Here is a 26878-nt window from a genome sequence, read left to right as displayed (position 1 = left end):
GCTTTGGGAGTGAATTTAGATTAATTTGGCAATCGAAGTACGCAACTATAAACAAGAGAAATCAATAACCTATTGGAATGCGTAAGTCCAAAACAGTAAAAAATTAATATCAATTAATCGCCTTGCTAATTAAGTCACAATAATGAAAAAAAAGAAAAAATCCGCCACGGTTTATGATGTGGCTAAGCTTGCCGGCGTATCGCCAAGTACTGTCTCGCGTTTCCTCAACCGAACCACCTATGTATCGGATGAAAAGAGTGAACGCATTGAGAATGCGATCAAGAAAACTGGGTATAAACCCAGCTTTCAAATGCAACAAGATTTAAATCGCCGTTCAATGACCATCGGCGTTTTAGTGCAACACCCCGATAGCCCCTACACATCAACCATAGTCAACGACATGGAAAAAACGCTGATTAGCAAAGGTTACTCCCTTGTTATGGCCTCCGGTCACTGGCAGAACAAGCTAGAAAATCATGCTCTCGACTATTTGATAAAAAGTAACGTTGACGGCATTATCATTGTGACTGGAAACTTGGATGAGCAAAAAATTACAGCCGCAGCCAAGTCGATTCCGGTTGTGACGGTGGGTTATGACATCAGAGGACAGAATATCTGTTCGCTCAACCTTGATAACACCATGGGTGGCTACATTGCGACGCTTCACCTACTGCAACAAGGTCATACCAACATCGCACACATTAAAGGCTTGTCACCGCAGCCTGATGCTGCAGCTCGATTTGCGGGCTACAAAAAAGCACTGGTTGAGGCCAACATCCCAGTTAACACTAAACTGGTTAAAAAAGGCGACTTTGGCATGGAGATGGGTTATCGCGCCACAAAAGAGCTCATTGATTCAAACATCTATTTTTCAGCTATTTTTGCTGCAAATGACCTTACTGCATACGGAGCGATTAAGGCTTTACATGACAACGGACTTAAAGTTCCGCAAGATGTTTCAGTCATTGGCTTTGATGATCTCCCCACCTCCAAATACTTTACTCCTGCATTAACCACGTTGAGGCAACCGATTGAAGAGATAGGTACCGTGTGTGCCAACTCTATTTTAAGTATGGTTCTCAATGGACAATATGAAGCAAGAATGCCGCCTATTGACTTAGTTACTCGACAATCGACAAGCTCGATCTTCAAGAAAAACTAGCGGTGTCACCCCCTACACCAAGCAACGTCAAGCTCTGACTCATTCACGTTGCTTGGTTAGCTCTCTGCATTTTACAAAGAATTGTCGCGGGGAATAAGGCCCTCAATCAACGGTGCTCGCCATTCTTCGGCATAAGGATCGTACGCACCAAAGCCAGAACTGTACTCCCAGTAATGCCAGCTAAAACCTCGCTTTTCTGCTTCACGGGCAATAAATGCCGTCCAAGCGCGCTGATCCTCGGCTTTTGAAAACTGACTATAAACACCAAACTCACCAATGTTGATCTCAAACTGACGATTGGATGGGGCATTCCACTGCGATATCGCGTTGAGATAGTCAAATAGTACTTGTTGTTCCGATGGTGTGCCCAACCAGCGGGTTCCGATCCAATCTTCTGCGCCATCAACCCATTCCGCCCCTTGATGAGTGAATTCGAACGGCTGGTAGAAATGGACGGTAATAATGGTATTGTCAGCAGTCGCAATCGATGGCAACTTGAGCTCTGGAAGTGCCGAAGGTCCTCCCCAGTCAGCAGTACCAATCATGACTTTGCGTTGTCCTAACGCATTATTCTGAGTCTCAGCATTGTTAATCCATAACGCAGTGGTCAGTCGATCAACGATGTTGTTCCACTGGTTGATCCCAATATTTTCATGGGGCTCATTGAGGAACTCGAATACCAGATGCTGTTCCGAGTATTCGCTAAGTGGGAAGCGTTGCGATAGCTGGTTCCAGAATGATATCAGACGCTCAGTATGGAATGCTGTTCGTTCTCCATCATAAAACAGCTCATCAAAATGATGAGTGTTAATGATGACCCGCAATCCTTCTTGTATGGCTTGATCCACCACCTGCTGAACGCGCGCTAAAAATACCTCATCTATAGTATGAGGATCATGATCACGTGTATGTGCACTCCACCGCACTGGGACTCTGACACTCGCAAAACCTGACTCACTAATGTTTTTGAAATCATCCGCTTGAATGATCAGATCCCCATTCCACTCCCCTTCATAGTTTGGGGATTCTAAAAAGTTTCCCATGTTGATGCCACGGCCTAAAAAACTATCCCTCAACCCCTTGGTTTCATTCCACGCATACATATCCGTGTAGTATGCTGAATCCAGTTCAACCGATCGCGCGTCGCTTGTGCTTGAATTACAACCATGAAGCGCGGCGACACTGCATATGGCGACGGACACCATGGCGATTTTCCTCAACATTTCTATCACCCTCTAAACAATACACTGAAGTCTTGTCTCTCGAATTTCTACTTTGATCGAATACCCAAGCGACCTTACAGTACCACGTTCGCTTGGGCATCAAGAGCTAGCTCAACATCACGTCCTCTGTCACTTCAAAATCAAGTGTTACTAAGTCACTATCCTTAGACGAACTGCCAATCATAAGACTGAACAAGCCAGCCTCGACAACCTCATCAAGGTTTTGAGTAATCAAAGCAAACGCGTCAAATGGAACTTTGATAGTGACCTCGGCACTCTGTCCAGCCGCAATCACAACTCGTTCAAAACCACACAGTTGTTTTACGGGGGTCGTCACGCTTGAATAATGGTCGCGGTAGTAGGCTTGCACAATCTCAGTGCCATCGACGAGCGAAGTATTCGACACTGTCACCGTGACTTCAACAGGGCTGTGCGCTGCAATTTTGGTCTGTTTTAATCGCGCGTTCGAGTATTCAAATACACTGTACGAAAGACCTTCACCAAAATGAAATACTGGCGTCTCCGGCATGTCTAGATAACGCTCTTGATGGTTCGTTCGCTCCGAAAGCTGTGCATGCCAACCTTCAAACTTGTTATAAAATACAGGAAGTTGGCCAACGTGATGTGGAAATGAGATGGTTAGTTTGCCACTTGGGTTGTATTCTCCAAAAATCACGCGCTTGATCGCTTCTCCTCCTTTTGTGCCCGGATTAAAGCCGCACAGCACGGCATTGGCGTTTTCTGCAATCCAGGGGATCGTCATCGGCTTAGACGCAATCAAGCTGACGATCATTGGCACACCAGAAGCTTTGATCTGCTCAAGCATGTTTTGCTGTTTACCCGTTAAATCCAAGTTAGCACGATCATGAAACTCACCGTGCAGTGATAGAGTATCACCTACACACGCAATCACGACATCAGCGCGGCTTAGAGCTTCTTCGAGTATATCTTGTTGTTCAAAGTCGTCATCAACGCAATCACTGCCTTTCACATAGTCGAGGTCAAACCCATAGTGCTCAGACGCCAATTTAAACGCTTGTAGCGGAGTCACGGTCTGCTCTCGATGGAAGTGATCGTTGGTTGCCCCCGCTTGCATCGACCCAAAAGACCAATCTCCAAGTTGAGCCACGACATCATCAGCATTGGGACCGACGACTAAAACACGCAGCCCTTCCTTTGCTTTGAGCGGCAAGATGCCATCGTTTTTCAACATCACGATACTCTTCAGGCTCGCTTCCATCGCTACATCTAGGTGCGGTGCTATGCCCATGATTTCTCGTCGTTCGGGCGCATAAAAACGCATTTCATCAAACAGTCCAAGCTCAAACTTTTTGGTTAAAATACGAGCAACGGCATCATCGACGATCTGCCTCTCAATTTGTCCTTCGCTTGCAAGTTCTACCGCTGTTTGATAAAACTCGGGCGTCGACATCATCATATCGTTACCCGCATCAAGGGAGCGATAACACGCGTCTGACAGCGTTGGGCTCGTCTTTTGTTTGGTATGTAATGAGCGAACATTGTCCCAGTCAGTGACGATAAAACCATTGAGCCCCCACTCCTTTTTGGCCAAGTCGGTCAATAACCACTTGTCGACAGTACATGGGACACCGTCGTTGGAATGGTATCCGGTCATAAATGAAGCGACGTTCGCCTTCTCAACGGCCTTTTTAAAAGGCGGCAAGAAAATCGATTTGAGTTTACGGCGCGATACATCGGCCTCATAGGAGTCACGCCCCCAACGCTCTCGCCATAGGCGACATAGTGTTTCGCGCACGCCAAGATAGCATCTGGACTGGCAAAGTCTTCACCTTGATACCCCAAAATCGTTTCTGCCGCCATTTCACCAATGAGCCACGAATCCTCACCGTAAGTTTCATTTACCCTTCCCCAACGTGGATCTCGACCAACGCAAAGCACGGGCGAGAAAGTCCAATGAATGCCCGTGGCACGTACTTCTTTCGCAGTGACTCGTGCTACTTTCTTAATCAATTCACGATCCCAACTGGATGAAGTTGAAAGCTGTGTCGGGAATACGGTAGCGTCGTTATCAAAACAGTGACCATGAATCGCGTCGATGCCAAAAATTAGCGGTATCCCTAGACGAGTATTCGCAGCGCGCCGTTGTAACTCTAGGGCCGTATCACCCGTGCAATGCAGGTAACTGCCAACATGCCAGGTTTCCAAACGATCGGTATTTCCCTCAATGCTTGCAGCAAGCTGGGTAAGTTGGCCGACTTTTTCTTCAATCGTCATGCGACCGAGGAGATCAGCTACGCGCTCATTGATCGGAGCATTTTTGTTTTTGTACAGTTCAGTCATTATGGGTAGTACTCAGATTTGGCAGCCCCTGTGAGAGGCTGCTGAACAATGGAATCAATAATTATTGAAATTCAACACGAGTGAGTTCTTCACCCATGTAAGAACGGTTGCTGCCAGGCAGTGGGTAAAGCTGTGATTTTCTTTGGTCGCTGTCGTTGTCAGACAATGCGATGTTCCAACCTAGCTTAACTCCTGGTTTTGGTGGCTCTTTCAGTTCAACACCAAAGTAAAGCTGTGAGTTGTCTTCACTCCAGATCGCAAAGTGTTTGTTTGGATAATTCGATGTTTCAAAATCTTGGCCAACCATAGTGCGTAACTGATAAAAGTGATTTTCGTCAAGCTGGAACATCACCTCAACATTGTCGTTTTGATAACTGTGTTCCATATTAGTCACGGTTAAATCATCTTGTCGATGAACCACACCAAACAACCAGTTTCCATGATAACCAAGCTGCCATGCACCACTAATATCGTTCTTTTCCGCAACCGTTTGATCGTCACCTTTTAACTGGTTGTACTCCAATGAGTACTGGAATGCTTGTTCCCACACCTTGTCACTCGATGACGTCGGTTTTGCCGTTAATGGTAAGATCTTAAATGGTGCCGGTGAAGCAGCCGGCTTCGTGGGCAGTACAGCATTCTGAGCAATCATAAATAACTCACCGAACTGTTCACCTTGCCAACTGGTGTTGTTGCCAGGTACAGGATACAGCTGAGCATGACGGATGCGTCGGCTTCGGGCTCATCATTGTCAGAAAGGGCAATATTGAAACCGATGGTCTCACCCGTTAATGACTTAAGGCTTGTGAATTCAATTTCAAAGTCGAACACTTTACCATCAGCGGACCACACGCCCTTTGTCTTACCGGGAAAGCTATTCGCCGCGAAGTCCTCTCCGACCACAGATCGAATTTGCCAATAGGCCTCTCCGGATTGAAGAAATACTTCAACATTATCGTTTTCATAGTCAAATGTCTTATTGGTAAACGTCTTGTCATCTTGACGATAAACTCGCCCTATCAGTTTATTGTCATGATAACCGACCGCCCATTTTCCGCTCAGATTGTGGCTCTCTGGTACCGCTAGATTTTGGCCACCTAGCTGATTGTAAGCAAATGGATAGTAAATCACCTCTTGGTCATTCAATCTCGATTGAGTCAAAGGCTTAGCCACAAAAGCTTGAACGATGCGCGTATCAGCATGCTCCCCAACCGGCGGTTGGTAAGCAAACTCTCCTTGGGACGCCGCCAAGAGCGAACTGTACACCGCGTCAAAGGCTTTCTTTGGTTTGTAATCTTTATCAAACATCAGGCCACGGCCATAACCCGGAAACCAGCTAGGAATCCAACTGTATTTGTCCGTTACGCCCCATGTGGTGTACATATCAACTGAAGGATAGTAAATGGCAAAATCCATAAGCCGACTGAACAAGCGTGCTTGAGCATCCACACTAAATTGCTTAGCGTCATCTCTAATTCGAACATCCACTTCGGTAAAATGAACTTTCAACCCTAGGTCTTGAAGGCGTTGGATATTTCGGGCGACAGTCGCCTCACCAATGCTATGCTCTCCCATCAAGTGAAGTTGAAAGCCGACACCGTGAATAGGTATCCCTTCATCAACCATGCCTTTCACTTTTCTATAAATTGCATTTGATTTAGGGCCCATGCCTTCGTTACTGTAATCGTTATAAAACAAAATAGCGTCTGGGTCGGCTTGATGGGCAAATTTGAACGCGAGTTCCAGATACCTTTCCCCCAGCACTTGGTACCATAATGTTTCACGGTATGAGCCATTCTCGTTGAAACTCTCGTTAACAACATCCCAATACTTGACTTTGCCCTTGTAGTGACCGACGACTGTTTTAATGTGACGTTCAAGCACCTTCTCCAGCTCAGGCGCCGTCCAATCTTGGTTCGTCAGCCATTCAGGATTTTGAATGTGCCACACTAAGGCGTGACCTTTTACTGCCATATTGTGTTGCTCGGCAAAGGCAACTAACTCGTCCGCTTTGGCAAAATCAAACCGATTGCGCTCCGGATGGATATAGGACCACTTCATTTCATTTTCCGGTGTCAGTTGATTAAACTGACTGGCGAAAACTTTCGCAAATTCAGGCTCTTTTAGGTGCCTTGCTTCCATGGCGGCGCCCACATAAATGCCAGACTGCTTGGCTAACTCTTTAAGACTCGGTGTCGGTAAATCTGAACCTTGAACAGCGAACACGGGCATTATTGCGCATACAGCAAAAAGCGAGGTGGCAACCAAGTTTTTCATCTTATTTCTTCCTTTTAAAAGTCAAGAGGTGACAGTGAACTGGAAAACGTATTTGGCGCCCCTATCTAATAAGAGAGAAGTCGCCAGCAACAATTACCCTTTGACGGCACCAGACGTGAGGCCATCAATCAATCTTCGAGAGGCAATAATGAATAGGAACAGTAGTGGCAATACCGCAATACTCGCACCTACCGACACGGCGCCCCATGGCACCTGCCCTGTACCTTGAAGAGCTCGCAATGCCAGCGGAACCGTAAACATTTTCATGTCGTTCATAACGACGAGTGGCCCCATGAAGTTGTTCCAAGTGCCGATAAACGTGATCAAACCAAGGGTACCAAATGCAGGGAGGATCAATGGAACAATGATGCGATAGTAAATCTTAAACTCTCGGCAGCCATCCATACGAGCAGCTTCGACCAACTCTCTTGGTATCGAGCTGGAAATAAATTGGCGCATCATGAAAATCCCCATCGCGCCGCACGCGGCAGGTACTATTAGGGCTTTCGGATCATTCATCCACCCCAGTTGCGACATGACCATTGCTGTTGGGATCATCCCCAAAAATGGTGGTATTAGCATTGTCGCCATGATCATGACAAATAACGCATTCTTAAAGCGGAACTCAAACATTGAGAACGCATAACCTGCAAGGGAGCAGAACAATAAATTGAGAGCAGTGACAACAATCGCGACCACTAAACTCAACACCAAATTGTGCCAAAAATACGGCAGTGCTTTTAATAACGCATTAAAGTTAGCAACTAAGTAATCGCCAAACGTCACTGGTGGAGGTACGGATAGAATTCCTGTGTTGGAGTGAGACGAAAAAATGAACATGAAATAAAACGGCGCGAGCATAATAATGGCACCTACCGCAACGATAATATAAGCAATCAGCTTATCTTTTCCGATGTTATTCATTAGTAATTGCTCCCACCCAACAGTTTATTGTTTAGCCATGTTAAGCCAGCGATGATCATAAATAGAATCCAAGATATTGCCGAAGCAGTACCGAAATCACTCTCTACAAAGGCGGTAATGTACATATGCATAGCTGCTGTTTTACCTGCTTGTTCCAAGCCACCCGTACCGCCGGTAATAATGAACGGCTCCTCAAACAACTGAAGGTTACCAATAATGGTCAAGGTGACGGCAAAAAACGCCATTGGCTTGAGCATAGGGAGCGTGATATACCAAAACTGTTGATATCGGTTCGCCCCATCCATGGTCGCAGCTTCGTAAAGGTCTTTAGGAATGGTTTGCAGAGCTGACAAGTAAAGTACCGTGTTCCACCCCACAAATCGCCAAAATACCACGAATGAAATCATGTCTTTGGTATACGCAGGACGAGACCAATCTACATTTTCAGTAGGAAACAACCAGGCCAGTACTTTTAGATCACCGATGGTAAAATTACCGAGCGAAGTAAGAACTTGGTTCACCATGCCATAATCACGTGAGAACAGTGTGGTGAACACCAGAGATATCGCCACAGTCGACGTAATATAAGGCACAAAGTAGATCCCAATCACCGTGTTTCTCATACGAGTGAAGCTCGTATGAATAAAAAACGCCAAAGGCAATGCAACGGCGTGTTGGGGGATACCCGACTTGAGCGCGATAACAAACGTGTTGTAGATTGAGGTTTGAAACCATTCATCCTCCAACGCGAATACATAATTTTCAATACCTACCCACTCCATCGCTGCAAGCCCAGCTGCTGGCTCCCAATAATGCAGTGACAGGTACAACGAAAACAGTAGTGGAAATAAGCCAAATACACCAAAAATAATAAAGAAAGGGCAAATGTAAAGATATGGCGCTATCTTATTTCCTTTTCTTAGCCAGAAATTATTGCCTCTGCTAGCATTAATTGAACGTGTCATCGTCGTCATAAAAGAGTACCAAAATTAGCTTAATGACAAGGGGTCACCATCTCGTGACCCCAAAGGGAAGGTTTAACGACGACGAGCACGACGTTTAATTTGTTTCTCGGCATCGGCAAGTACGGTGTTGATGTCCGCATCTTTTTCAAGCACTTTCTCCAACGCATCATTTACCACTTGGCGAGCAACCTCGTCATAACGGTCTACCGTAATTGCTGGAATATGCCCTGCAGCTTCACGCCAAGTCAGACGTGCTTGTTGTCCACCAAGATAAGCAATCTTTTCATTGAAAAAGTCATCTTGGTGTATTTCGTTAAGTACTGGAAATGCATTAATTTCTTTGAAGCCAGCAAGCTGAACTTGTTTATCTGTCGCCATAAACTCGATGAATTTCCAAGCTTCATCTTTGTGCTCAGCTTTTTTAGGAATGGCATAAAATGACCCACCCCAACTTGCCATTGCGCCATTAGGAAGCTGTGATGTGCGCCATTTGCCTTCCGCGTCTGGTGCAATCCATGTCTGAAGGTGTCCACCCAGCCATGCTCCCATCATTTGTACCGATACCGTGCCGCGGCGAAGACTTTCAGTCCATTCGTTAGACCAAGCTCCAATTTCAGCATCGATACCTGCTTCACGCGCTGCCTTGGCCAAACGAAAACGCTTCTTTGAATCGTTCGGAGTTCACTAGAATATTGTGTTCTTTATCAAAGTAGACGCCCTCACCTGCTTTAAGGTTTGATCGAATAACAATGTCTTTGATGTCAGCGGCATTGGCGAGCAAATAGTTACCCGTTGTCTGCTTCACTTTCTTACCTGCGGCGATAAACGAATCCCAATCTTTAAGGAGCTCTTCTTCTGTTACCCCTGCGGCCTCAAGCACATCGGCTCGGTAGAACGTCGCTCCTGGCCCGATATCCGCTGGAATTGCTGAGAGTACCCCTTTTGAGTTCGTTGCTTGTGCGACAGAGAACGGCACCATACGTTCGGTAAACTGACCAGCACCATAAGCTGCTAAATCCTCTAAGCCGCCTTTTTCAATGAACTGACCAACATAGCTATATTCAACACCCATTACATCTGGCAAATTGGCACCGGTTGCCAATGCTGTAGTCATCGCATTGTGGTGGTCACCATACGCAAGAGTTACAACCTTAACTTTAATATTTGGGTACTTTTCCTCAAACATAGGAACCGCCAGTTCAGCGACTTGATTGAAGTTAGGAAACGACGCAACTGTAATTTCCGTTTTCTCGGCCAATGCCGCAGCAGAGAACATGGAAACGAGAATTGCAGAGGTTATGATGTTCTTTTTCATGGTTATTCCTTATTGGGTTATTAATCGGTCTTTTTCATCAAACACATGAACTTTGTTTATATCGAAGTACAGCTCGAACTCGTTCGGCGTTCGTTCATCCCTGTACGGTACTTCCGCGACTATTCGCTGATCGGAAAATAAGCATGTCAGGTGCTTCACTGAGCCCATCAACTCCACCTGTTCAAGAGTGACTTTAATCGAACCAATGCTATCGCTCTCAAGCTCGCAGGCATTTAAATGGAAATCTTGCGCTCGAATGCCTATGGACAGTACATTGAAGTCAGGCACTTGTTGGGCGATCGACGTTGCGAGAAAAGGGGTGACATCATCGCCGAGGTTTTCCAGAACATTCATTTCTGGAGTGCCGATAAACTTAGCGACAAATTTGTTTTTAGGCCGACCGTATATCTCTTTGGGCGTGCCAATTTGTTCAATCACACCGCCGTTCAAAATCGCTATGCGATCAGCCAGTGTCATTGCTTCAACCTGATCGTGAGTTACATACACGACAGTGGTTTTAATGCGTTGATGAAGACGTTTTATTTCTGAACGCATTTGACCGCGGAGCTTGGCATCTAAGTTTGACAATGGCTCATCAAACAGAAATACATCTGGACTACGAACCATGGCACGCCCCATTGCAACCCGCTGACGCTGACCTCCAGACAACTCTTTTGGTTTGCGATCAAGTAACGGGGTTAGCTCAAGAACCTCTGCTATCTCCGCCACCATGCGCTTGCGTGTTTTTTTGTCAACGCCGAGGTTCTCTAATGCAAAAGCCATGTTCTCTTCGACTGTCATGTGTGGATATAACGCGTAACTCTGAAACACCATCGCGATGTTACGTTCAATAGGGTGAAGGTCATTGATCACCTCATGCTCGATGCAAATCTCGCCGTCAGTGATATCCTCAAGCCCAGCAAGCATACGTAACGTCGTTGACTTACCACAGCCGGAGGGTCCCAGCAGAACGATAAACTCGCCGTGTTGAATATCTAAGTTAATGCCTTTAACAACCTCAGTATCGCCATAGTTCTTTATCAAATTCCGTAATTGAACTGATGCCATATATTCACCAAAAACCAAATTAACCCGAAGTAGATACCAAGTTAATATGGGAGTGACGGGACAACCAATACCGATTTTTAAAACTGGATTTACAATATTTACCATCCGTGACTGCTATTAATTTATCGCACCAAACAGGCCTCTTTGTTTCATAGGTTGCATACAAATTTGATTGCTAATTTGCTTTTGATCACACAGCAATTTTTTTGGTTTCACGTTTTTATTCTCATTCCAAAGTTACCGAAGCTAAAAATGTCAAAAGGGCTAGAGTTGCCTCTAGCCTTTCAATGTTAGTGCCGCTTTATTGGCTTGAACGTTAATACATATATGAAAAGATCATCCCCGGCCTAAAGTAACGCCCTGCCGTATATTTGAGACCGGTATTAAGCAGCCAAGTATGCAGTTTCATCGCTTGCTCTACAGGCATACTGTCTGTAAACCGCTCTCTAAATTCATCAAAGTCTGAACTCAGCTCTGGATTCACCCGGCCATCAGCCAAAACACAGTTTGTCGCTTTCAAGCTTTGCAACCACTGCTCAGCTGTCGTTTCTACCACATTAAACTGCTCCACCAAATCACATTGGGAAACAACGACAGAACAGTTAAACCCTTCCGGCGCGGCGAATGGGATCTTGGCGTAGTGGTAAAGCGCGTTGTAAACAGAGTCAATCAAAGCCTCGGCTTGCTGCTGCTTACCTGCAAGTTTTAACGCCGTAGCAGTACTGAACTGCACACCAATCCAAACGTCTTGTGCCTGAAACGCATCATGGGGTGCGCCATCGCAAAGGGTCATGTTTGCCACACCTAACTTCGGGCTATTCTCTTTAAAGTTTGTACGGTAGATGTAATCTAGGGTACGAGCGACTTTGTCACCTTCAAACAACCCTTTATCACCAATCAGTTTCAAATAACTGTCAGCAAGCAAGGCATCGCCGAAGCTGTTATCTGAGTCAAGTAAGATGTCCTTGTACGCGGCGGTAAATACATCCGGAGCGAGCTCTAGCAAACGATGCTTTTTAGAAACTCGCTGCTCGAACATACTCAGTTCAGACTCAAGATCAACATTATCTAAATAAGCGTTAATTACCTTTTTATCTTCAGTTTTATCGCCAGTTAGTGTTAGGCTAATGACTGCAGAGAGTCATTCGTTTCACCCGTTAAATGCTTGGCTTGGACTGGCGTTGCGAAGAAGTGGTAGTAGCCGTTTCTTTCATCCCACAATGCGCGCTCCAACGTTTCTAACGCAGCAGACGAGCGTTGTTGATACCAATCTGCTAAGTCGTTTTCTTCCATCAATTTAGCCAGTTTGCTGGCGGCTTTGAGTCCGGCGGACCACAAGCTAGCACAGTAAATGGAGATACCATGAGAGGCTAAGTTATCGAAGGTATCATCCGTACCACGCGTCAGAGGCAGTGTGTCACCTTCTTCAATGAGCGCCGTCAAATATTCAACGCTTTCCACAATGGCAGGCCAGCAGGCTTGAACGACCGACAAGTCTTTAGAATGCACATAGTGACGATAAACCATTAGGATGTATTTAGGTGCAAGATCTTTCCACTCTTTCACGTTATGCCAATCATAGGCGTCTGGCTGAATGTCATAAGGACTCCCTAAATCATGGATAACCGCACCTTTAATGGCTCGTACGCCTTCATATTTTGCATCACATAGTTCTGCATTTGGCTTTTCGGCATACTCCCAATAACGACGTTTGGTTGGATCGGAGGCCATAATCGCGTCCGCAAACTCGCGCATAACGACACCATCGAGCTCTGGCAGTAAGTAAAGCAAAGAGAATGAGCCATAGAAATACACATCGAGCGAGTTAAAGAACGGATAGTCCACGCACTCTTTCACCAAGAACTTATCCTTCCAATCCCACACTGTAGATTCTGCCAGAAACGACAGAGTATTCATTGCCATTGTGGTAAAGCGGGCAGCGCTCTCACTACTTTCAAAGTTCGCTTGAGCTTGTTGATAAAATGTCTGTTGCTGAGAGACAATTCGATGCTCGATATCGCTCAGCTTTGGCAGAGTATCTTTAAGTATCGACTGTGCCGGGTGTGATTCTTGGTAAAATTGAGCGTACGATTTTCTCGACTCCCATCCATCAAGGGAGATTTTGCTGTGATCCATGACCTGAACGAAACGAAGATCGACCGTTTGACCTGGCTCAAGCTCCACTTGAACACAAACCAAGGCCTGTAAGCATTCTCGGCCACTGTATATGCCTTTGTCGAACAACTGATTGGTTCGGCCAGTTTTTAAGCTGGTTTCCAGCGCTTTTTGCGATTGCGTGGTATAAAGCGACGGTTTTACCGAGACGGTAACTTTACCGCTTTCAAGTAAATCCGAGTCCGATTGAACACCAAAGCAAACTTCTCCCTCAATATCAGACGCATAAGGTGACTGACTTGTCAGTGCCACTCCTTTAAATACCGAATTATCCGTTGTAATGGTGACAGGACGGTGCGACTGATCGATTGGGTTTTGCGTCAGAGTACAAAATGAATCTTGCACACCATCGCGGCCTTTGCGGTAGGTAGAGCCAATAAGGTTAGTGAGTGGCTGAACAATCGTCACCACTTTGGTTTCAGTACCTTTATTTTCCGCTGAGAATAGGTTCCAGTGAAGCGGCAACGAGCACAGGGTTTTGTCGCCCTTAACAATAGGTGACACCACGTTTCGAGTCAGTTTGATATCTTCAAACGATGAATACTGATACTGCGCAATGGGATACATGGCTTGGTACTGAATTTCTTCACGAGCCACACTTTCGATCGCCGACTGGCTAACTGCATTTAACGAGCGAAGCTGAGCTGTTTTGTTAACCAAATGTCCATCAAAGAAATCAACAGCAACTCGCACTTGCGTTGAAACACTGTTTGCTTCAAGCTCTAAGTCACGCTGTGTTTTATCAGAAAATTCGACGTTCCATTTTGAAAAGCGTTCTTTATTGTCACCATAAAACGTCGTATCAACCAGGGCTCGCTTAATTTCACTTTCTATTTTTTCGATTGAAATATCGGTCGATAAGTTGCCATTTAACACAACTGGATAATATTTCAGATACTGAATCAACCCATCGATATCGGCTATTTCCAAATTATCAACCATCGGAATATCCATAACTGAAACGTGGAAGTCGTTAAAGTTTAGACCCTCGGTTTCAACATCGATGAAAATCCCCGGAACAAAGCTAAAGTTTGGTGTAGAACCAAGCGGCGTCAGCGTGAATGCGCTGCCAATCCCACCTATTGCCATCCCTGTGTTATCAGGGGTTGTTGAGATAGGCACGTACCAAGGTTGAATAAATTCAACCGCATTTCCCTTAGCACACAGTTCATTCACTGTGCCCTTGTAAGTCGTTTTTTCTATATTAAGAATCATAACAATCCCTTATTGAATATCTTTTTTATTGTGATAGCATCAATTAAAAATGGAGTCGAACATGTTTAAAATAACTCAAGATAACTTCGGCCACTTTGGTTCGTTGCAAATTAAAAACCCAAAGCGCGGCATATTATTGGAAATCATCCAAGACTTTGGAGCAGTAATAAACAAACTCATTGTAAATAACAGTCCTTTTTCATTTATTCAGGGCTATCAGAGCGCGGAGGAATTAACCAAAACCCACCCGTTCTTTTCTCGTAGCGCCAAACTCTTTCCATTCCCAAACCGCCTAGAAAACGGCCAATACCAATTCCAACAACAAACATTTGCCCTACCCGCTAACTTTCCTTGGTCTCAAGATGCTGTTCACGGGTTACTTTACAATCAACCATTCTCAATCCTTCATACCAATGCCAATGTTGACTATGCCGAAGTGACCCTTCGCTACAACACCGAGCACCTTTGCGCTGGTTTTCCACACAGCTTCCTATTAGATGTCATCTATCGTATCGATAGTGATGGTGTTCTAACTTGCACCACCGAAATCACGAATACCAGCGTTCACTCCCTGCCCTATGGGGATGCATGGCACCCATACTTTTCGTTAGGCTGCAAGCGTGACCAAGTAAAACTAACCATGCCGTCAAGCCAAGAACTCGTTTCAGAATCTGGCCTTCCTACTGGTTCATTCAAACCATTTGACCAGTTTACCAAAGGAGCTTGGTTGGGCGACGCGGAGCTGAATCACTGTTTTCAGTTCGAGTTGTCACGCCCTATCGCCTTGTCTCTTGAACGAGCAGATCAACGAGCCTCTATTCGTTACCAGCAAGACCCAAGCTACCCATTCATTCAGCTCTATACACCCAACTCCGAGTCCACGTTGCTGTTGAGCCCATGACTTGCCCTGCGAATGCATTTAACAATCATATCGGCCTTAAAGAGCTAAACCCCAACCAACTGGAGCGTTTTACTTGGCAATGTCAGTTTAGCTATCAAGCCTAAACCACCACACCGCTAGAAGGGGCGCTAAGCGCCCCTTTTTTTATCTACCCGAGTGTCACTTCGATTTGGTGTTCACCTTCTGCAAGCACTGGGATCTTGTTACCCTCAATCAGTTCGCCGTTAACCAGCAGTTTCGTAACCCCTTTCGAAACGTGTTCTGGGTTGGTCACTTCAATGCAGTAAGTGGCTCCGCGGAACTGACGTTTCACTTTAAACCCAGGCCAGGCTTTGGGAATACATGGGTCGATGATCAGGCCGTCGACATCTGGTCGAACACCTAAAATCCACTGTGTACCCGCCACGTAAGTCCAAGACGACGTACCCGACAACCAAGCATTTCTGCCTAAGCCAAATTGCTCATGTTCATCCCCTAAGATGTTCTGCGGATAACAGTAGGGTTCAGATTCAAACACATCAATGTGATCGTTTTTCGATGCTGGGTTGATTTGACGATAGTATTCATAAGCTCTATCACCATTGCCCATTTTCGCTTCAGCGATCATGACCCATGGGTTAGAGTGCAAGAATATACCGCCATTCTCTTTCGCGCCCGGTGGATAAGTGGATACACCGCCCAATTTTGGATCAAACCCGTTGTAGCCCGGTGTCGACAACTTAATACCATTACGTGTATTGAGCTTTTGATACACAGACTCTAACGCTTGAGTCGCACGCTCTTCAGTTGCAAACTCTGAAATGACTGGCCAGCTTTGACCATTAGTGTATATCTGGCCTTGCTGATTCACATGTGAGCCGATCGGCTCGCCTTTCTCATCAAAGTAGCGAATGTACCACTGCCCGTCCCAACCATAGTCATTGACGATACGCTGCATCTCTTGATAGTACTCTTCAAAACGCTGCGCTAACGCACTGTCTGTACGCAGTTTGCAGAGATCGAGCATATCCAGTAGCGCCTTACCGTACATATTGGCGATCATCATAGACTCAGCGCCAGTCGGCAGGTTGACCGTATCATTCCAGTCAGCAAAACCTAATAGCGGCAAACCATGTTGACCGCGATTGCTGTACGTAAACTCAATCGCGCGGCACAAATGATCCCAAATGGTTGCCGACTCGACAGGGTTGCCCAGTTTGTCTTTTTGATAATAAGGAAGCACCTTATCTAGAAACGCGGCATTACCGGTCTCTTTTACGTACTGAGTGACAGCAAAGATAATCCAGAGGTGATCATCACCGTAATAATCTGGACGGTCTTCTTCCTCCCGTGAGTCACCGGCATTGGCTTCCATGGTTGATGGGAAGAACTGGTGCATAGCCGAACCATCGGTGTTTTGTACGGTTAGCAGTCGCTCAATCAACTCGCGAGCTTCTTCAGGCATATGGGAGATAACACCCAAGGTATCTTGAGAAGAATCCCTAAAGCCGATACCACGCGCACCATAACCCAACTGATACAGCGACAAGTAACGCGACCAGTTTTTAGTGGTATGACACTGGCGTGGGTTGTGTACGTTCAGCATTGAGTTCATAGCCAGATCTGGCGTGTCGACGTGCAGTGTTGCTAAATACTGCTCCCAATGAGAAGCCAGCGCGTTAAACGCCTCATCGACCGTTTGGTGATCGCGATATTTGGCAAGAAGCTCCGTCGCTTGTTCTAAACTTTCCATCTGAGTTAACTGCACCACAGTGCGCTCTTGCTGCTCTGGCTCTAGCCAGCCCAACCTTAGGTTCAATGCTCCAATATTATCGCCACGTAAACATTCGGAGTTATTGAGCTCTTCATTGTTCAATGCTTGCGGCGCTGCCCAACTTCCGTAACCCATGTCACCAAGGAATTGTTGGCGATCACCATCGAAAGAAGTCGCTAACCTATCCGCTGTCATTAGGTTTACTGAGTAGTCCCGCTTCATAAATGCATATTGCTCGAGAACAGTATGTCCACTTGCCTGCTTGTGTGCTTTTAATGTCATCGTTTGTGGTACCCAGTCTGCATTGAGAAGCTGTTTCAATGCGTCAAAATGGGTGAATTCATAAACAGGGATCACATCAACGTGCAACTTTTTGTCCGAGATATTGGTAATCTTAATATCTTGCAGCAACACGGGATCCGTATGAGGTACGAAAAACGTCGCTTCACAACGGACTCCATATCCTTCCGAGACAATAGTGGTATACGACAAGCCTGTATGATTTTCGTAGCGTTCTAAAGGTTTCAACGTCGGAGTATAGAACGGCGAAAAGATCTCCACATTACCGTCCGAGTCTTGCACCTTGATATAGGTTGTCGAGCCCTTAAAGTCGGAGTTTGGCAGCTGGGCGATGTATTTGGTGATCCTGTTGAGTGCTGGGTCCCCCTTACACAGCAGCACTCCACCATTACTATCCACCAAGCCGCCAAAATTGAGCGTGCCCACATAATTACACCATTTAATCGGTGTGCACGGTGTCGTGGCTACATATTCCTTCGCCGCGTCATCAAAATATCCAAATTTCATCGTCGTGTTCCCTAACCCCTTCGCTTTCAAAGGGGTTTATTCAAAGTAAAAATAAAATCGTTCGTCTGCGGACTAGTCGATGGCGAGTGAGTTTTCGCTTAAGGCATCGAACAAGTGGATTGCATCTAGATCCAGATAAAGAGTGAGCTCGTCAACATCAACCTCTGCTGCTTGCGTTTCAACAACAAATGGTTGACCTGCAACTTCTGTTTTCAACAGAATGCTCGCGCCAAGTAACTCCTTGTCTTTAATTGAGACAGGAATTGGAATAACACGGTCATGGTCGACTTGCTCTGGGCGAAGATAAAGGTCTGTTGGGCGAACACCAAAATGCAATGCGACATTTTTGGAAGCGTGCGCTTTGAACCGCTCTGGCAATGGAATATGCACGTCACCAAGTTCGACGACAAACTCGCCGTCAACGTCGACAAGCTTCGCATCCAGCATGTTCATTGAAGGGTTACCAATAAACTGAGCGACAAATTTGCTGGCTGGACGTTTAAAGACATCCGTTGGCGTGCCAACCTGTGCAACGTAGCCATCTTTCAGAATGACGATACGATCAGCGAGCGTCATAGCCTCAATCTGGTCGTGTGTCACGTAAATGGTTGTAGTCTGCAATTTACGATGTAACTCTTTGATTTCTTCTCGCATTGTGCCGCGTAGTTTGGCATCCAAGTTTGATAATGGCTCATCAAACAAGAATACTTTCGGTGTGCGTACCATCGCACGCCCCATCGCTACACGTTGACGCTGACCGCCAGACAGCTCTTTCGGCTTACGATCGAGCAGCGGCGTTAGCTCTAGCATGGTCGCGGCTTTGCGAACTTCGACGTCGATATCACGCTTAGCCATGCCCTTTAGTTTGAGAGCAAAGGCGATGTTTTCATATACTGTCATGTGTGGGTACAGTGCATAGCTCTGGAAAACCATCGCCAAGTCTCGGTCTTTTGCGTCCACTTTATTCATGCGCTTGTCGCCGACAAAGATATCACCTGATGTGATGTCTTCTAGGCCAGCCAACATCCTTAATGTGGTCGATTTTCCGCAACCTGATGGGCCAAGGAACACCACGAACTCACCGTCCTGGACGGTAAAGTCAAACTCCTTTACTACATCTACGTCGCCGAATGATTTTTTGATATTACGAAATTCTACTTTAGCCATTTTTGTTCTCCTCAGAGCGCGCCAGAAGCATATTGCGATAGGCAATCGCACTCTGTTTAAGTGTTCTTTTTTGTGTTTGATAGTCGACATGTACAATGCCAAATCGCTGGTTGTAGCCGAACGCCCACTCAAAGTTGTCCATTAGGCTCCAAGCAAAGTAACCATGGACGTTAACGCCGCGTTCTATCGCCCTATCCAGAGCAAGCAAGTGCTGTTGCAGGTAGCGCTGACGCTGCTCGTCTTCCACTTTTCCTTCAATACACTGATCGTTGCCTGCTGCGCCATTTTCAGTAATGTAAATCGGGGGCAAATTTGGATAGCGTGATTTGATTCGAACCAATAGATCAGTCAGTCCCTGTGGGTAGATTTCCCATCCGATATGGGTGTGCTCCGAGTTTGTTTGAGGGATGCTTCGATATCGCCATTTTCATCAAATCGCACCACGCCACGTGAGTAGTAGTTGATACCGATGTAATCGACCGGTGCAGAAATAATTTCCAGATCCCCGTCTAGCACCATAGGCTTGTGGGCGTACTCACGCTCTAGTACTAACTCGGGATAACTTCCCTTGAGCACGGGATCCATAAACCAGTGATAATTCGCGGCATCTTTGTACATAGCCGCACCTTCGTCCTTTTCACTTTCTGGATAGAACGGTGTGGCGTTGTAAACAATCCCATGCAATGAGTCAGGCGCGTTTTCACGCAATACTGGCATGGCTAAACCATGCGCCAGTAATAGATGATGCGATGCTAAAAGCCCTTCAGACTCCCCGACCACACCTGGTGCATGCATCCCCCAGCGATAACCAAGGAAAGCGGATACAAATGGCTCATTAAGCGTGGTGTAGACATCGATCTTATTGCCAAAGTAGCGACTCACTACCTCAGCATAGTGAGCAAACTTATAGGCTGTTTCACGATTAAGCCATCCACCCCTGTCTTCCAAATACTGAGGCAAATCCCAGTGGTAAAGCGTGACATAGACTTTCATACCCAGAGCGTGACACTTGTCGATAATGCGCTCATAAAACGCCAAGCCTTGAGCATTAACCGCGTCTTCTTCAGGCAGGATGCGCGGCCATGCAATTGATAGCCTGTAGGCATCGACACCCAGAGAATGAATCATCTCGATATCTTGTTCCCAAAGGTGGTAATGGTCGCAAGCTATATCGCCATTATCACCGTTGTCTACCTTGCCCGGTTGTCGGCAGAACGTGTCCCAAATGGAATCACAGCGCCCGCCTTCTTTCGTCGCGCCCTCAATTTGATAAGAGGAGGTAGCCACACCAAAGACAAACTGTGGGTCACGCATTTTTGAGCTAAGTGGCAGTTGAAACTGTTCCATCATTTACCCCTTAACCGCGCCAGATGTTAGGCCGCTAATCATCTGTTTAGAAGCAAACAGATAGGTCACAACCAGTGGAAGAATTGAGATAGTGGTACCAAGCATTACTGCGCCCCATGGCGTATTTGGTATCCCCTGCACACTTCTTAGTGCCTGAGTAATCACATAGTTTTCTGGCGAGTTCAGAACCACCAATGGCTGCATGAACATATTCCAGAAGAATACGAACTGAACAATTGCTAGTGTTGCCAGTGCGGGTTTCATCAGCGGCAGTACCACACTCCAGTAAGTGCGCAGTTCACCAGCACCATCTAGTTTTGCCGCTTCAAGAAGCTCACGTGGAATCGAGGCCACCACGTGCTGACGCATCAGGAAAATACCAAACGGCGTGGTCGTAAACGGAAGCCAAACCGCGACGTGGTTGTCGAGCAGTCCCAGAAACTTCACGATCATAAAGTAAGGAATCAAGCTCAGGACTGGCGGAATCATCATCGAGCCTACCAGCATGCCAAATAGAATGTTCTTACCCTTGAACTTGTGAACCGCAAAAGCGTAACCACCCATGCTGCAGAAGAGCAGTGAAATGGTGGTGCCCACAAAGGCCACGTAGACAGAGTTAAACATCGCCTGCCAAAAAGGCATGATTTCTTGTAGCTTCGCGTAGTTAATTGCCAAGCTATCTCCGATGGCAAAACTGATGCCAGTGCCAAAGATTTCACTGCGGTCGCGAGTTGACAACAAGGCTGACCAAATAAACGGAAACACGGTAACAATTGCCGAGACGATGAGTACTACGGCAAGCAGCACCATCAATACTTTCACCAGCAGTTCTACTGTACGATCGCTCGGGGTTAATTTTGCCATCATGGCATTCGAGCTATGCGTTAGAGTCGTCATATTAGTGCTCCCCCAAACCTTTCTTACCAAAGAATAAAAATTGAATTGTTGTACAACCAGCGATCAGCGCGAACAGTAACCATGAGATTGCCGATGCGGTGCCCATTTCGAGCCATTCCCAACCTACTTTGTACAAGTACATGGAGATAGTCAGACCCGCTTGGCCAGTACCGCCCCCCCACGAGTCAGCACGAATGGTTCTTCGAACAGTTGCAGGTTACCGATGATTGTCATCGTGACAGCAAAGAAGATAAAAGGACGAATCATAGGTAGTGATACATGCCAGAAGCGACGCAGCGCGTTAGCTCCATCCATGCGAGCTGCCTCCAAGATGTCCTTTGGAATCGTCATCAGGCCTGTGGTGTAAAGAACGATGTTAAAACCGGTGTACTTCCAGAAAACCATGATGGCTATCGACGGTTTTATTAGTGTTGCATCGTCAAGCCAGCGGATAGGTTGATAGTCATTGACCCACGCAAACGCCCAACCAAGAACCGTGGTGTCAGCCAAGTAAATCAACGTTTGGTTGATGATGCCTGAGCTTGGCGAATACATATTGAAGAAGATAAGTGACGCAGCGACCGTTGAGGTGATGAAAGGCAAAAAGTACGCAGACGTCAACCAATGGCGAAGTCTGTCGCCAAGGGAAACCAAAATATAAGCCACTGGAATCGCGACTAAGTGCTGTGCTACACCAGAAGTGATTGCTAGCCAGAATGTGTTCTTAAGGGAGCGCCACAACCACGGGTCGGTAAGCGCAATATGGTAGTTTTCTAGTCCAACGAAATTCATCGCGCCAAGACCTTCTACTGGGTTCCATTCATGAAAAGAGAGGAACACAGAAAATAGAAGTGGGAAAATACCAAAAACGGAAAAAATAATTAGGAACGGCAACAAAAAACCATACGGGGCGAATGCCTTGGCATTGAAACGAGCAATAATACTCTGCCTTGATGTTGCTTCCATGACGTTGCTCGCTGAATGACTCATAGTAACGACCTTCTTAATGAAGGAAGCGCGCCAGCACGCTTCCTTAAAATCAAACTCAAAAACGGATTACAGGTTGCGCGTTCTGCGTTTAATTAGACGCTCTGCCTCAGCCAATGCGGTTTTGATGTCTTTCCCTTCATCGAGAACTTCCATCAGTGCATTCTCCAAAATAATTGAGCGAGCAACGTGGTCACCTTTGGCCGGTGCGACTGGCTTGATATTATTCGCGACCTCTGCAAACAGCTGACGGGCTTTCTGACCACCAAGGAATTCAACTTCTTGATCGAACAGTTTGTCATCGTAAGTCGTTACGTTCGCAGGGAACGCGGCAATCGTTTCAAAGTGCTTGAGCTGTGAATCGCGGTCTGCGGTCATAAATTCAATCAATTTCCACGCTTCATCTTGATGCTGTGATTGCGTTGGGATCGAAAGGAAAGAACCACCCCAGCTACCGTAAATCCCATCTGGTAAGTTTGAGACTGCCCACTTACCTTTTGTTTCTGGTGCAATCCAGTTGTTTAGGTGACCAAGTAGCCATGCGCCCGATTGCTGAGTCGCAAACGTGCCGTTTCTGAAGCCCTCATACCACTCGTTTGACCATGCCAAAATCCGACCATCCAGACCTTTTTCACGAATTTTCTTCGCGATTTCAAAAGCATGAACAAAACGCTCAGATGTAACGACTGGCTGACCGTCTTTATCAAAATAGAGACCTTCACCCTCAGGAACTGTGGTATAGATAATGGCTTGTGCGACATCAGCGGCAGATGCGATAAGTTGTACATTTTGCTGTTTCAGCTTCTCACCAGCAGCAATGTACGAGTCCCAATCTTTGATGGCATCTTTCACGTCGATACCCGCTTTTTCAAATAAATCTGTACGGTAGTACATCACGCCAGGGCCTAGATCCACTGGAATGCCGTACATGTTGCCATCAGCGCCCTTACCTTGCGCCCATGCGTAAGGTGCAAAACGCTCAGCGTATTTATCTGCACCGTATTTTTCAGATAGGTTAACTAAACCACCAGACGCTACAAATGGACCAATTTTCTCTACATCAACAACGATGACGTCACCCGCACCTGAACCCGTCGCTAGGTTAGTTGTCAGTTTAGTGTGATGGTCACCGTGGTTGTTCATCAAGTAATCAACCTTGATGTCATTTTCCTTTTCAAACTCAGGTAGCAGTACTTTTAAGCTGCTGTCAAAATCTGGAAAACCATCAAAGCGAATCGCTTCTTCTGCATTTACAGCGGTAATCGTTCCAAGCGAAATCGCACTATAAAGTACTAAACTCTTTAATTTCATGTTATATCCTTAATAGAATTATAGGGTAGTAAGTAGATCCTTAACTGAATTTCTAACCACTAGTGAAGGGAGTAATTTAAAATTAACGTCACACTTATTGTTCCCCAATTTTTGAATAACAAGCTGTACAGCTTCTAAACTCATTTGTTCAATTGGGAAGTTCATCGTCGTTAATTTTGGCGTTAAATAGCGAGCGAACAAAATGTCATCAAATCCAATAAGTGACACTTGTTCTGGCACTGAATATCCTTGCTCTGCCAGCACCTCATACGCACCTAAAGCCATATGATCATTAGTAGCAAATACTGCGGTAAAGTGGCATTTCCTCCTTATTATTTTTTCCATCGCACTGGCACCACTTTCTTCGGTGAATGACGCTTCGGCAACAAGCACTTCATCATATTCAATACCTGCGTCAAACAGTGCATTTCTATAACCTTGCAGACGTCCTCTTGCATCGGATTTATCTAAAGGGCCGGTAATACAAACAATATCCGTGTGTCCCATTTTAAGGAGATATTGTGTTGCTATTTTTCCACCAAGCTCATTGTCGATGGTGATACAACTAGATTTCATTTCCGGGATAAATCGATTGATAATCACAAGCGGAATACCTGACTCTTCAATTTGAATTAAGTAGTCATCGGGAACATTTTGCGCATGAACGATCAGTGCATCAACTCGACGACTCACTAAGAACTCAATCGACTCTTTCTGACTCGCTTCGGTATTCGAACCTGCGCTGACCACCACGTGATAGCCAAAGCGGCGGAGATGATCTTCCATGTTGTGTAAAATGCCAGAGTAAAATGGTCCGCCGAGCTCAGGCACCATAATGCCAACACTCCCAGTACGACTAAATGCGAGGGCTTGAGCAATTGAGTTGGGTTTTGTAGTCCAACTCTTTTTATGGCTTTTTCTACTTTAAGCTTTTTGTCGTGACTTACCCGGCTAGTACCATTGATGACTCTTGATACTGTTGCCTGAGAAACGCCTGCTAACTCTGAAACATCTTTGATAGTCGCCAAAATAACCTCGATACGCCCCTGCATGAAACCGTTTTCAAGCAGAGTATTTCTTATATGAGGTCAGTGAAGCGTGATATAAATCACATGTAACTGAAGGGAAATTTTTAAAATCGCTGAATATTGAGTGCAATGGCAAGTTTTATATTTGCTATGAAACTCTTTCATGAAATTGGAGTTTGAAATGGAGAGATTTAGCGTATTCGGAAGCGCCCATACCAACAATTAATTAGTAAAACATGGGCGCTGAACATTTAAGCACTTAAGACTACAGGCCTAGTTTTTGTCTTGCGACTTGGTAATCATTCTCAATAGTATCAATGACATACTGTCTTGGCGCTCTGTCAGAGACATAACGAGCTCGAACTTCTATGTTGTCTAACTGTGCGTTACGCCAGCTTTCTAATGCCTTCTCTATATCGCTTTTCGACATGCTATGTTTGATGGATTGTACGGTCATATAATCCATCGCGTTTTGGCTGAACACCGAAAACGAAACCATCGATGCTATAACACTCAATGCAATTAAACTTGCTCTCATAACTATATTCCTTAACCTTCAAAAGACGAAAAAGGCATGTTGAAACACGAAACCGGTTTCAAGAAAATATGCCTTACCATCGACACTTCCAAAATTGAAAATGTCAAAACAATAATAGTACAGAACGAAAAAACATCCATTTTTGCAATACAGATCACCATTTACTGGTGGCGCATGAAATAAATATAACTTCGACAGAAAGGGATTTGCTTTCATGATTAAACAACTGATACCCATGAAAAACATTCACCAGTCCATTCGACTCTGACTAATTGTTCACAGTTATTACGTTGCGCTCTTAATTAAGTTCAATTTTTCAACAATCGAGCTTGCCTTGAGAATAACCCTATATATTGTTGGAAAAAATTAAGGAGTAGATATGACAAAACTAAACAAGGTAAGTATCGCTATTCTTTGTGCCGCTTTTCATTCTTCTGGCGCATTGAGTGATGAGATGATTCGCAATGGTGATTTTAGTCACGCTCTCGATGGTTGGTGGACGGCAGGTGCTAGCGCCACTCCCAAAAATGGCTTCGCTTGTATGGATATAAAAAGCGCCGGTAGCGATGCATGGAGTGTGATACTGGGGCATGCTGGCATAGGGTTGGAGCAAGGGGAAAAGTATTCAATTAGCTTTGATGCGTACGCAAGCACCGATACGCAAATGAAAACACTGATTCAACATGAAGGTCCCCCTACACTCACTACTTCCTCACAGAAACACAACTATCGACCAACCCAAAAAGCTATCAATATGAATTTGTCCACGAGACCGACAGTGATGCTGGCGGAGAGTTTCAATTCCAAATGGGAGCACAAAAAACGGGGGCAATTTGTGTGACTAATGTTTCAGTCGAAGGTAAGCCCTATTTCGAAACTTCAAAAACCTCACCTATTCGAACCAATCAAGTTGGCTTTTACCCTCAAGCAGATAAACTCATCTTCATTAAGTCTGACTCTAAACAGCCCTTGCGTTGGACGCTCAAAAACGCCCAAGGGATTAACATTGACCTTGGGCGAACATCAGTATTTGGCTTGAATCCAGCCTCCGGCGAGCACTTGCACCAAATTGACCTTTCAAACCTTACCACTGAGCATACTGACCTGACCATCTCGGTCGATGGCGAAGAAAGCTATCCATTCAGCATTCAAAAGAACATTTATCAATCGCTAAAACACGATGCTTTCTCCTATTTCTATCAAAACCGAAAGTGGAGTTGAGATACAAAAAGCCTATGTTCAAAGAGCCGACTTAGCGAGGCCAGCTGGACATGCTAGTGACCGCGTAACCTGCTTTGATAAAGAGGATGCTTGGGGAAATCAGTGGCCAGGTTGTGATCTTTCTATCGACGTAACCGGTGGTTGGTATGATGCGGGCGATCACGGTAAATATACGGTTAATGGTGGTATCACTACATGGACACTACTCAACCTATATGAACGCGGGTTATGGCTCGACAATGCCAAAATTCCTTTTAGCGGCGAAGAAGTAAAGA

19 protein-coding genes and 5 pseudogenes are annotated in these 26878 nt (G+C 45.6%); 5 read left to right on the top strand and 19 right to left on the bottom strand.

Annotated features, from left to right (window positions below; genetic code table 11):
• Positions 1 to 142 precede the first annotated feature (142 nt).
• Positions 143 to 1162, top strand: coding sequence for a LacI family DNA-binding transcriptional regulator (locus TZ48_RS18075; protein ID WP_112480165.1), 1020 nt, complete (start codon positions 143 to 145; stop codon positions 1160 to 1162).
• 71 nt (positions 1163 to 1233) lie between these two features.
• Here TZ48_RS18075 and TZ48_RS18070 read toward each other — a convergent pair whose 3' ends face one another.
• The 11 genes and pseudogenes from TZ48_RS18070 to TZ48_RS18030 all read right to left on the bottom strand — a co-directional run bounded on the left by TZ48_RS18070 (position 1234) and on the right by TZ48_RS18030 (position 14666).
• On the bottom strand, positions 1234 to 2385 hold the full coding sequence (locus TZ48_RS18070; protein ID WP_112480164.1) for a glycoside hydrolase family 5 protein: 1152 nt from the start codon (positions 2383 to 2385) through the stop codon (positions 1234 to 1236).
• Between the two features lie 106 nt (positions 2386 to 2491).
• Complete coding sequence (locus TZ48_RS25955) at positions 2492 to 4069, bottom strand: glycoside hydrolase family 3 C-terminal domain-containing protein (protein WP_275426463.1); 1578 nt, start codon at positions 4067 to 4069, stop codon at positions 2492 to 2494.
• Positions 4018 to 4707 carry a glycoside hydrolase family 3 protein gene (locus TZ48_RS25950; protein ID WP_275426458.1) on the bottom strand — a complete coding sequence of 230 codons (690 nt, stop codon included), beginning with the start codon at positions 4705 to 4707 and terminating at the stop codon, positions 4018 to 4020. Before TZ48_RS25950 ends, TZ48_RS25955 begins: the two co-directional genes overlap by 52 nt.
• A 61-nt stretch (positions 4708 to 4768) precedes the next feature.
• Positions 4769 to 5359, bottom strand: coding sequence for a hypothetical protein (locus TZ48_RS18060; protein WP_112480163.1), 591 nt, complete (start codon positions 5357 to 5359; stop codon positions 4769 to 4771).
• Positions 5356 to 6984, bottom strand: a complete 1629-nt coding sequence (locus TZ48_RS18055) for an endo-1,4-beta-xylanase (RefSeq protein WP_112480162.1) — start codon at positions 6982 to 6984, stop codon at positions 5356 to 5358. The genes TZ48_RS18060 and TZ48_RS18055 overlap by 4 nt, the downstream gene beginning before the upstream one ends.
• 93 nt (positions 6985 to 7077) lie before the next feature.
• Positions 7078 to 7908, bottom strand: a complete 831-nt coding sequence (locus tag TZ48_RS18050; RefSeq protein WP_112480161.1) for a carbohydrate ABC transporter permease — start codon at positions 7906 to 7908, stop codon at positions 7078 to 7080.
• Complete coding sequence (locus TZ48_RS18045; protein ID WP_112480160.1) at positions 7908 to 8882, bottom strand: carbohydrate ABC transporter permease; 975 nt, start codon at positions 8880 to 8882, stop codon at positions 7908 to 7910. The genes TZ48_RS18050 and TZ48_RS18045 overlap by 1 nt, the downstream gene beginning before the upstream one ends.
• A 63-nt stretch (positions 8883 to 8945) precedes the next feature.
• Entirely contained in the window at positions 8946 to 9524 is a 579-nt protein-coding gene (locus tag TZ48_RS25945; RefSeq protein WP_275426457.1) for an extracellular solute-binding protein, read from the bottom strand.
• On the bottom strand, positions 9505 to 10188 hold the full coding sequence (locus TZ48_RS25940) for an ABC transporter substrate-binding protein (RefSeq protein ID WP_275426456.1): 684 nt from the start codon (positions 10186 to 10188) through the stop codon (positions 9505 to 9507). Before TZ48_RS25940 ends, TZ48_RS25945 begins: the two co-directional genes overlap by 20 nt.
• A 9-nt stretch (positions 10189 to 10197) precedes the next feature.
• The gene (locus TZ48_RS18035; protein WP_112480159.1) at positions 10198 to 11256 is read right to left on the bottom strand and encodes an ABC transporter ATP-binding protein; all 1059 of its coding nucleotides are present in this window, start codon (positions 11254 to 11256) and stop codon (positions 10198 to 10200) included.
• A 316-nt stretch (positions 11257 to 11572) separates the two neighbouring features.
• Positions 11573 to 14666: pseudogene (locus TZ48_RS18030) on the bottom strand (GH116 family glycosyl hydrolase).
• Between the two features lie 41 nt (positions 14667 to 14707).
• On the opposite strand from TZ48_RS18030, the pseudogene TZ48_RS18025 reads away from it, so the two are divergent.
• Positions 14708 to 15651: pseudogene (locus TZ48_RS18025) on the top strand (aldose 1-epimerase).
• A gap of 44 nt (positions 15652 to 15695) precedes the next feature.
• Here the strand turns inward: TZ48_RS18025 and TZ48_RS18020 are convergent.
• From TZ48_RS18020 to TZ48_RS17985, 8 genes and pseudogenes are all read right to left on the bottom strand, one after another.
• Positions 15696 to 18107 (bottom strand): glycoside hydrolase family 94 protein, encoded by a 2412-nt coding sequence (locus tag TZ48_RS18020; RefSeq protein ID WP_112480158.1) that lies wholly within the window; start codon positions 18105 to 18107, stop codon positions 15696 to 15698.
• Positions 18108 to 18179: 72 nt separating this feature from the next.
• Positions 18180 to 19274, bottom strand: coding sequence for an ABC transporter ATP-binding protein (locus TZ48_RS18015; protein ID WP_112480157.1), 1095 nt, complete (start codon positions 19272 to 19274; stop codon positions 18180 to 18182).
• Positions 19267 to 20621, bottom strand: a pseudogene (locus TZ48_RS18010) (GH1 family beta-glucosidase). Before TZ48_RS18010 ends, TZ48_RS18015 begins: the two are co-directional and overlap by 8 nt.
• Before the next feature lie 3 nt (positions 20622 to 20624).
• Entirely contained in the window at positions 20625 to 21488 is an 864-nt protein-coding gene (locus TZ48_RS18005) for a carbohydrate ABC transporter permease (RefSeq protein WP_420822961.1), read from the bottom strand.
• A gap of 31 nt (positions 21489 to 21519) precedes the next feature.
• A pseudogene (locus TZ48_RS18000) lies at positions 21520 to 22508 on the bottom strand (carbohydrate ABC transporter permease).
• 66 nt (positions 22509 to 22574) lie between these two features.
• A complete protein-coding gene (locus TZ48_RS17995; protein ID WP_112480155.1) occupies positions 22575 to 23816 on the bottom strand; it encodes an ABC transporter substrate-binding protein in 1242 nt (413 codons plus the stop codon).
• Between the two features lie 18 nt (positions 23817 to 23834).
• Positions 23835 to 24844, bottom strand: a pseudogene (locus tag TZ48_RS17990) (LacI family DNA-binding transcriptional regulator).
• Positions 24845 to 25109: 265 nt separating this feature from the next.
• On the bottom strand, positions 25110 to 25382 hold the full coding sequence (locus TZ48_RS17985; RefSeq protein WP_112480154.1) for a hypothetical protein: 273 nt from the start codon (positions 25380 to 25382) through the stop codon (positions 25110 to 25112).
• A 379-nt stretch (positions 25383 to 25761) separates the two neighbouring features.
• On the opposite strand from TZ48_RS17985, the gene TZ48_RS26455 reads away from it, so the two are divergent.
• The 3 genes from TZ48_RS26455 to TZ48_RS26445 all read left to right on the top strand — a co-directional run.
• Entirely contained in the window at positions 25762 to 26223 is a 462-nt protein-coding gene (locus TZ48_RS26455) for a carbohydrate binding domain-containing protein (protein WP_239670950.1), read from the top strand.
• Complete coding sequence (locus TZ48_RS26450) at positions 26220 to 26603, top strand: cellulase N-terminal Ig-like domain-containing protein (RefSeq protein WP_239670949.1); 384 nt, start codon at positions 26220 to 26222, stop codon at positions 26601 to 26603. Before TZ48_RS26455 ends, TZ48_RS26450 begins: the two co-directional genes overlap by 4 nt.
• A partial coding sequence (locus TZ48_RS26445) for a glycoside hydrolase family 9 protein (protein WP_239670948.1) occupies positions 26563 to 26878 on the top strand: 316 nt, incomplete at its 3' end. The genes TZ48_RS26450 and TZ48_RS26445, both read left to right, overlap by 41 nt.

The sequence above is a fragment of the Vibrio variabilis genome (assembly GCF_003263785.1).
Taxonomy (GTDB): domain Bacteria; phylum Pseudomonadota; class Gammaproteobacteria; order Enterobacterales; family Vibrionaceae; genus Vibrio; species Vibrio variabilis.
Note: the sequence above shows the minus strand (reverse complement) of the source record. Positions and strands in the feature narration are given on the sequence as shown.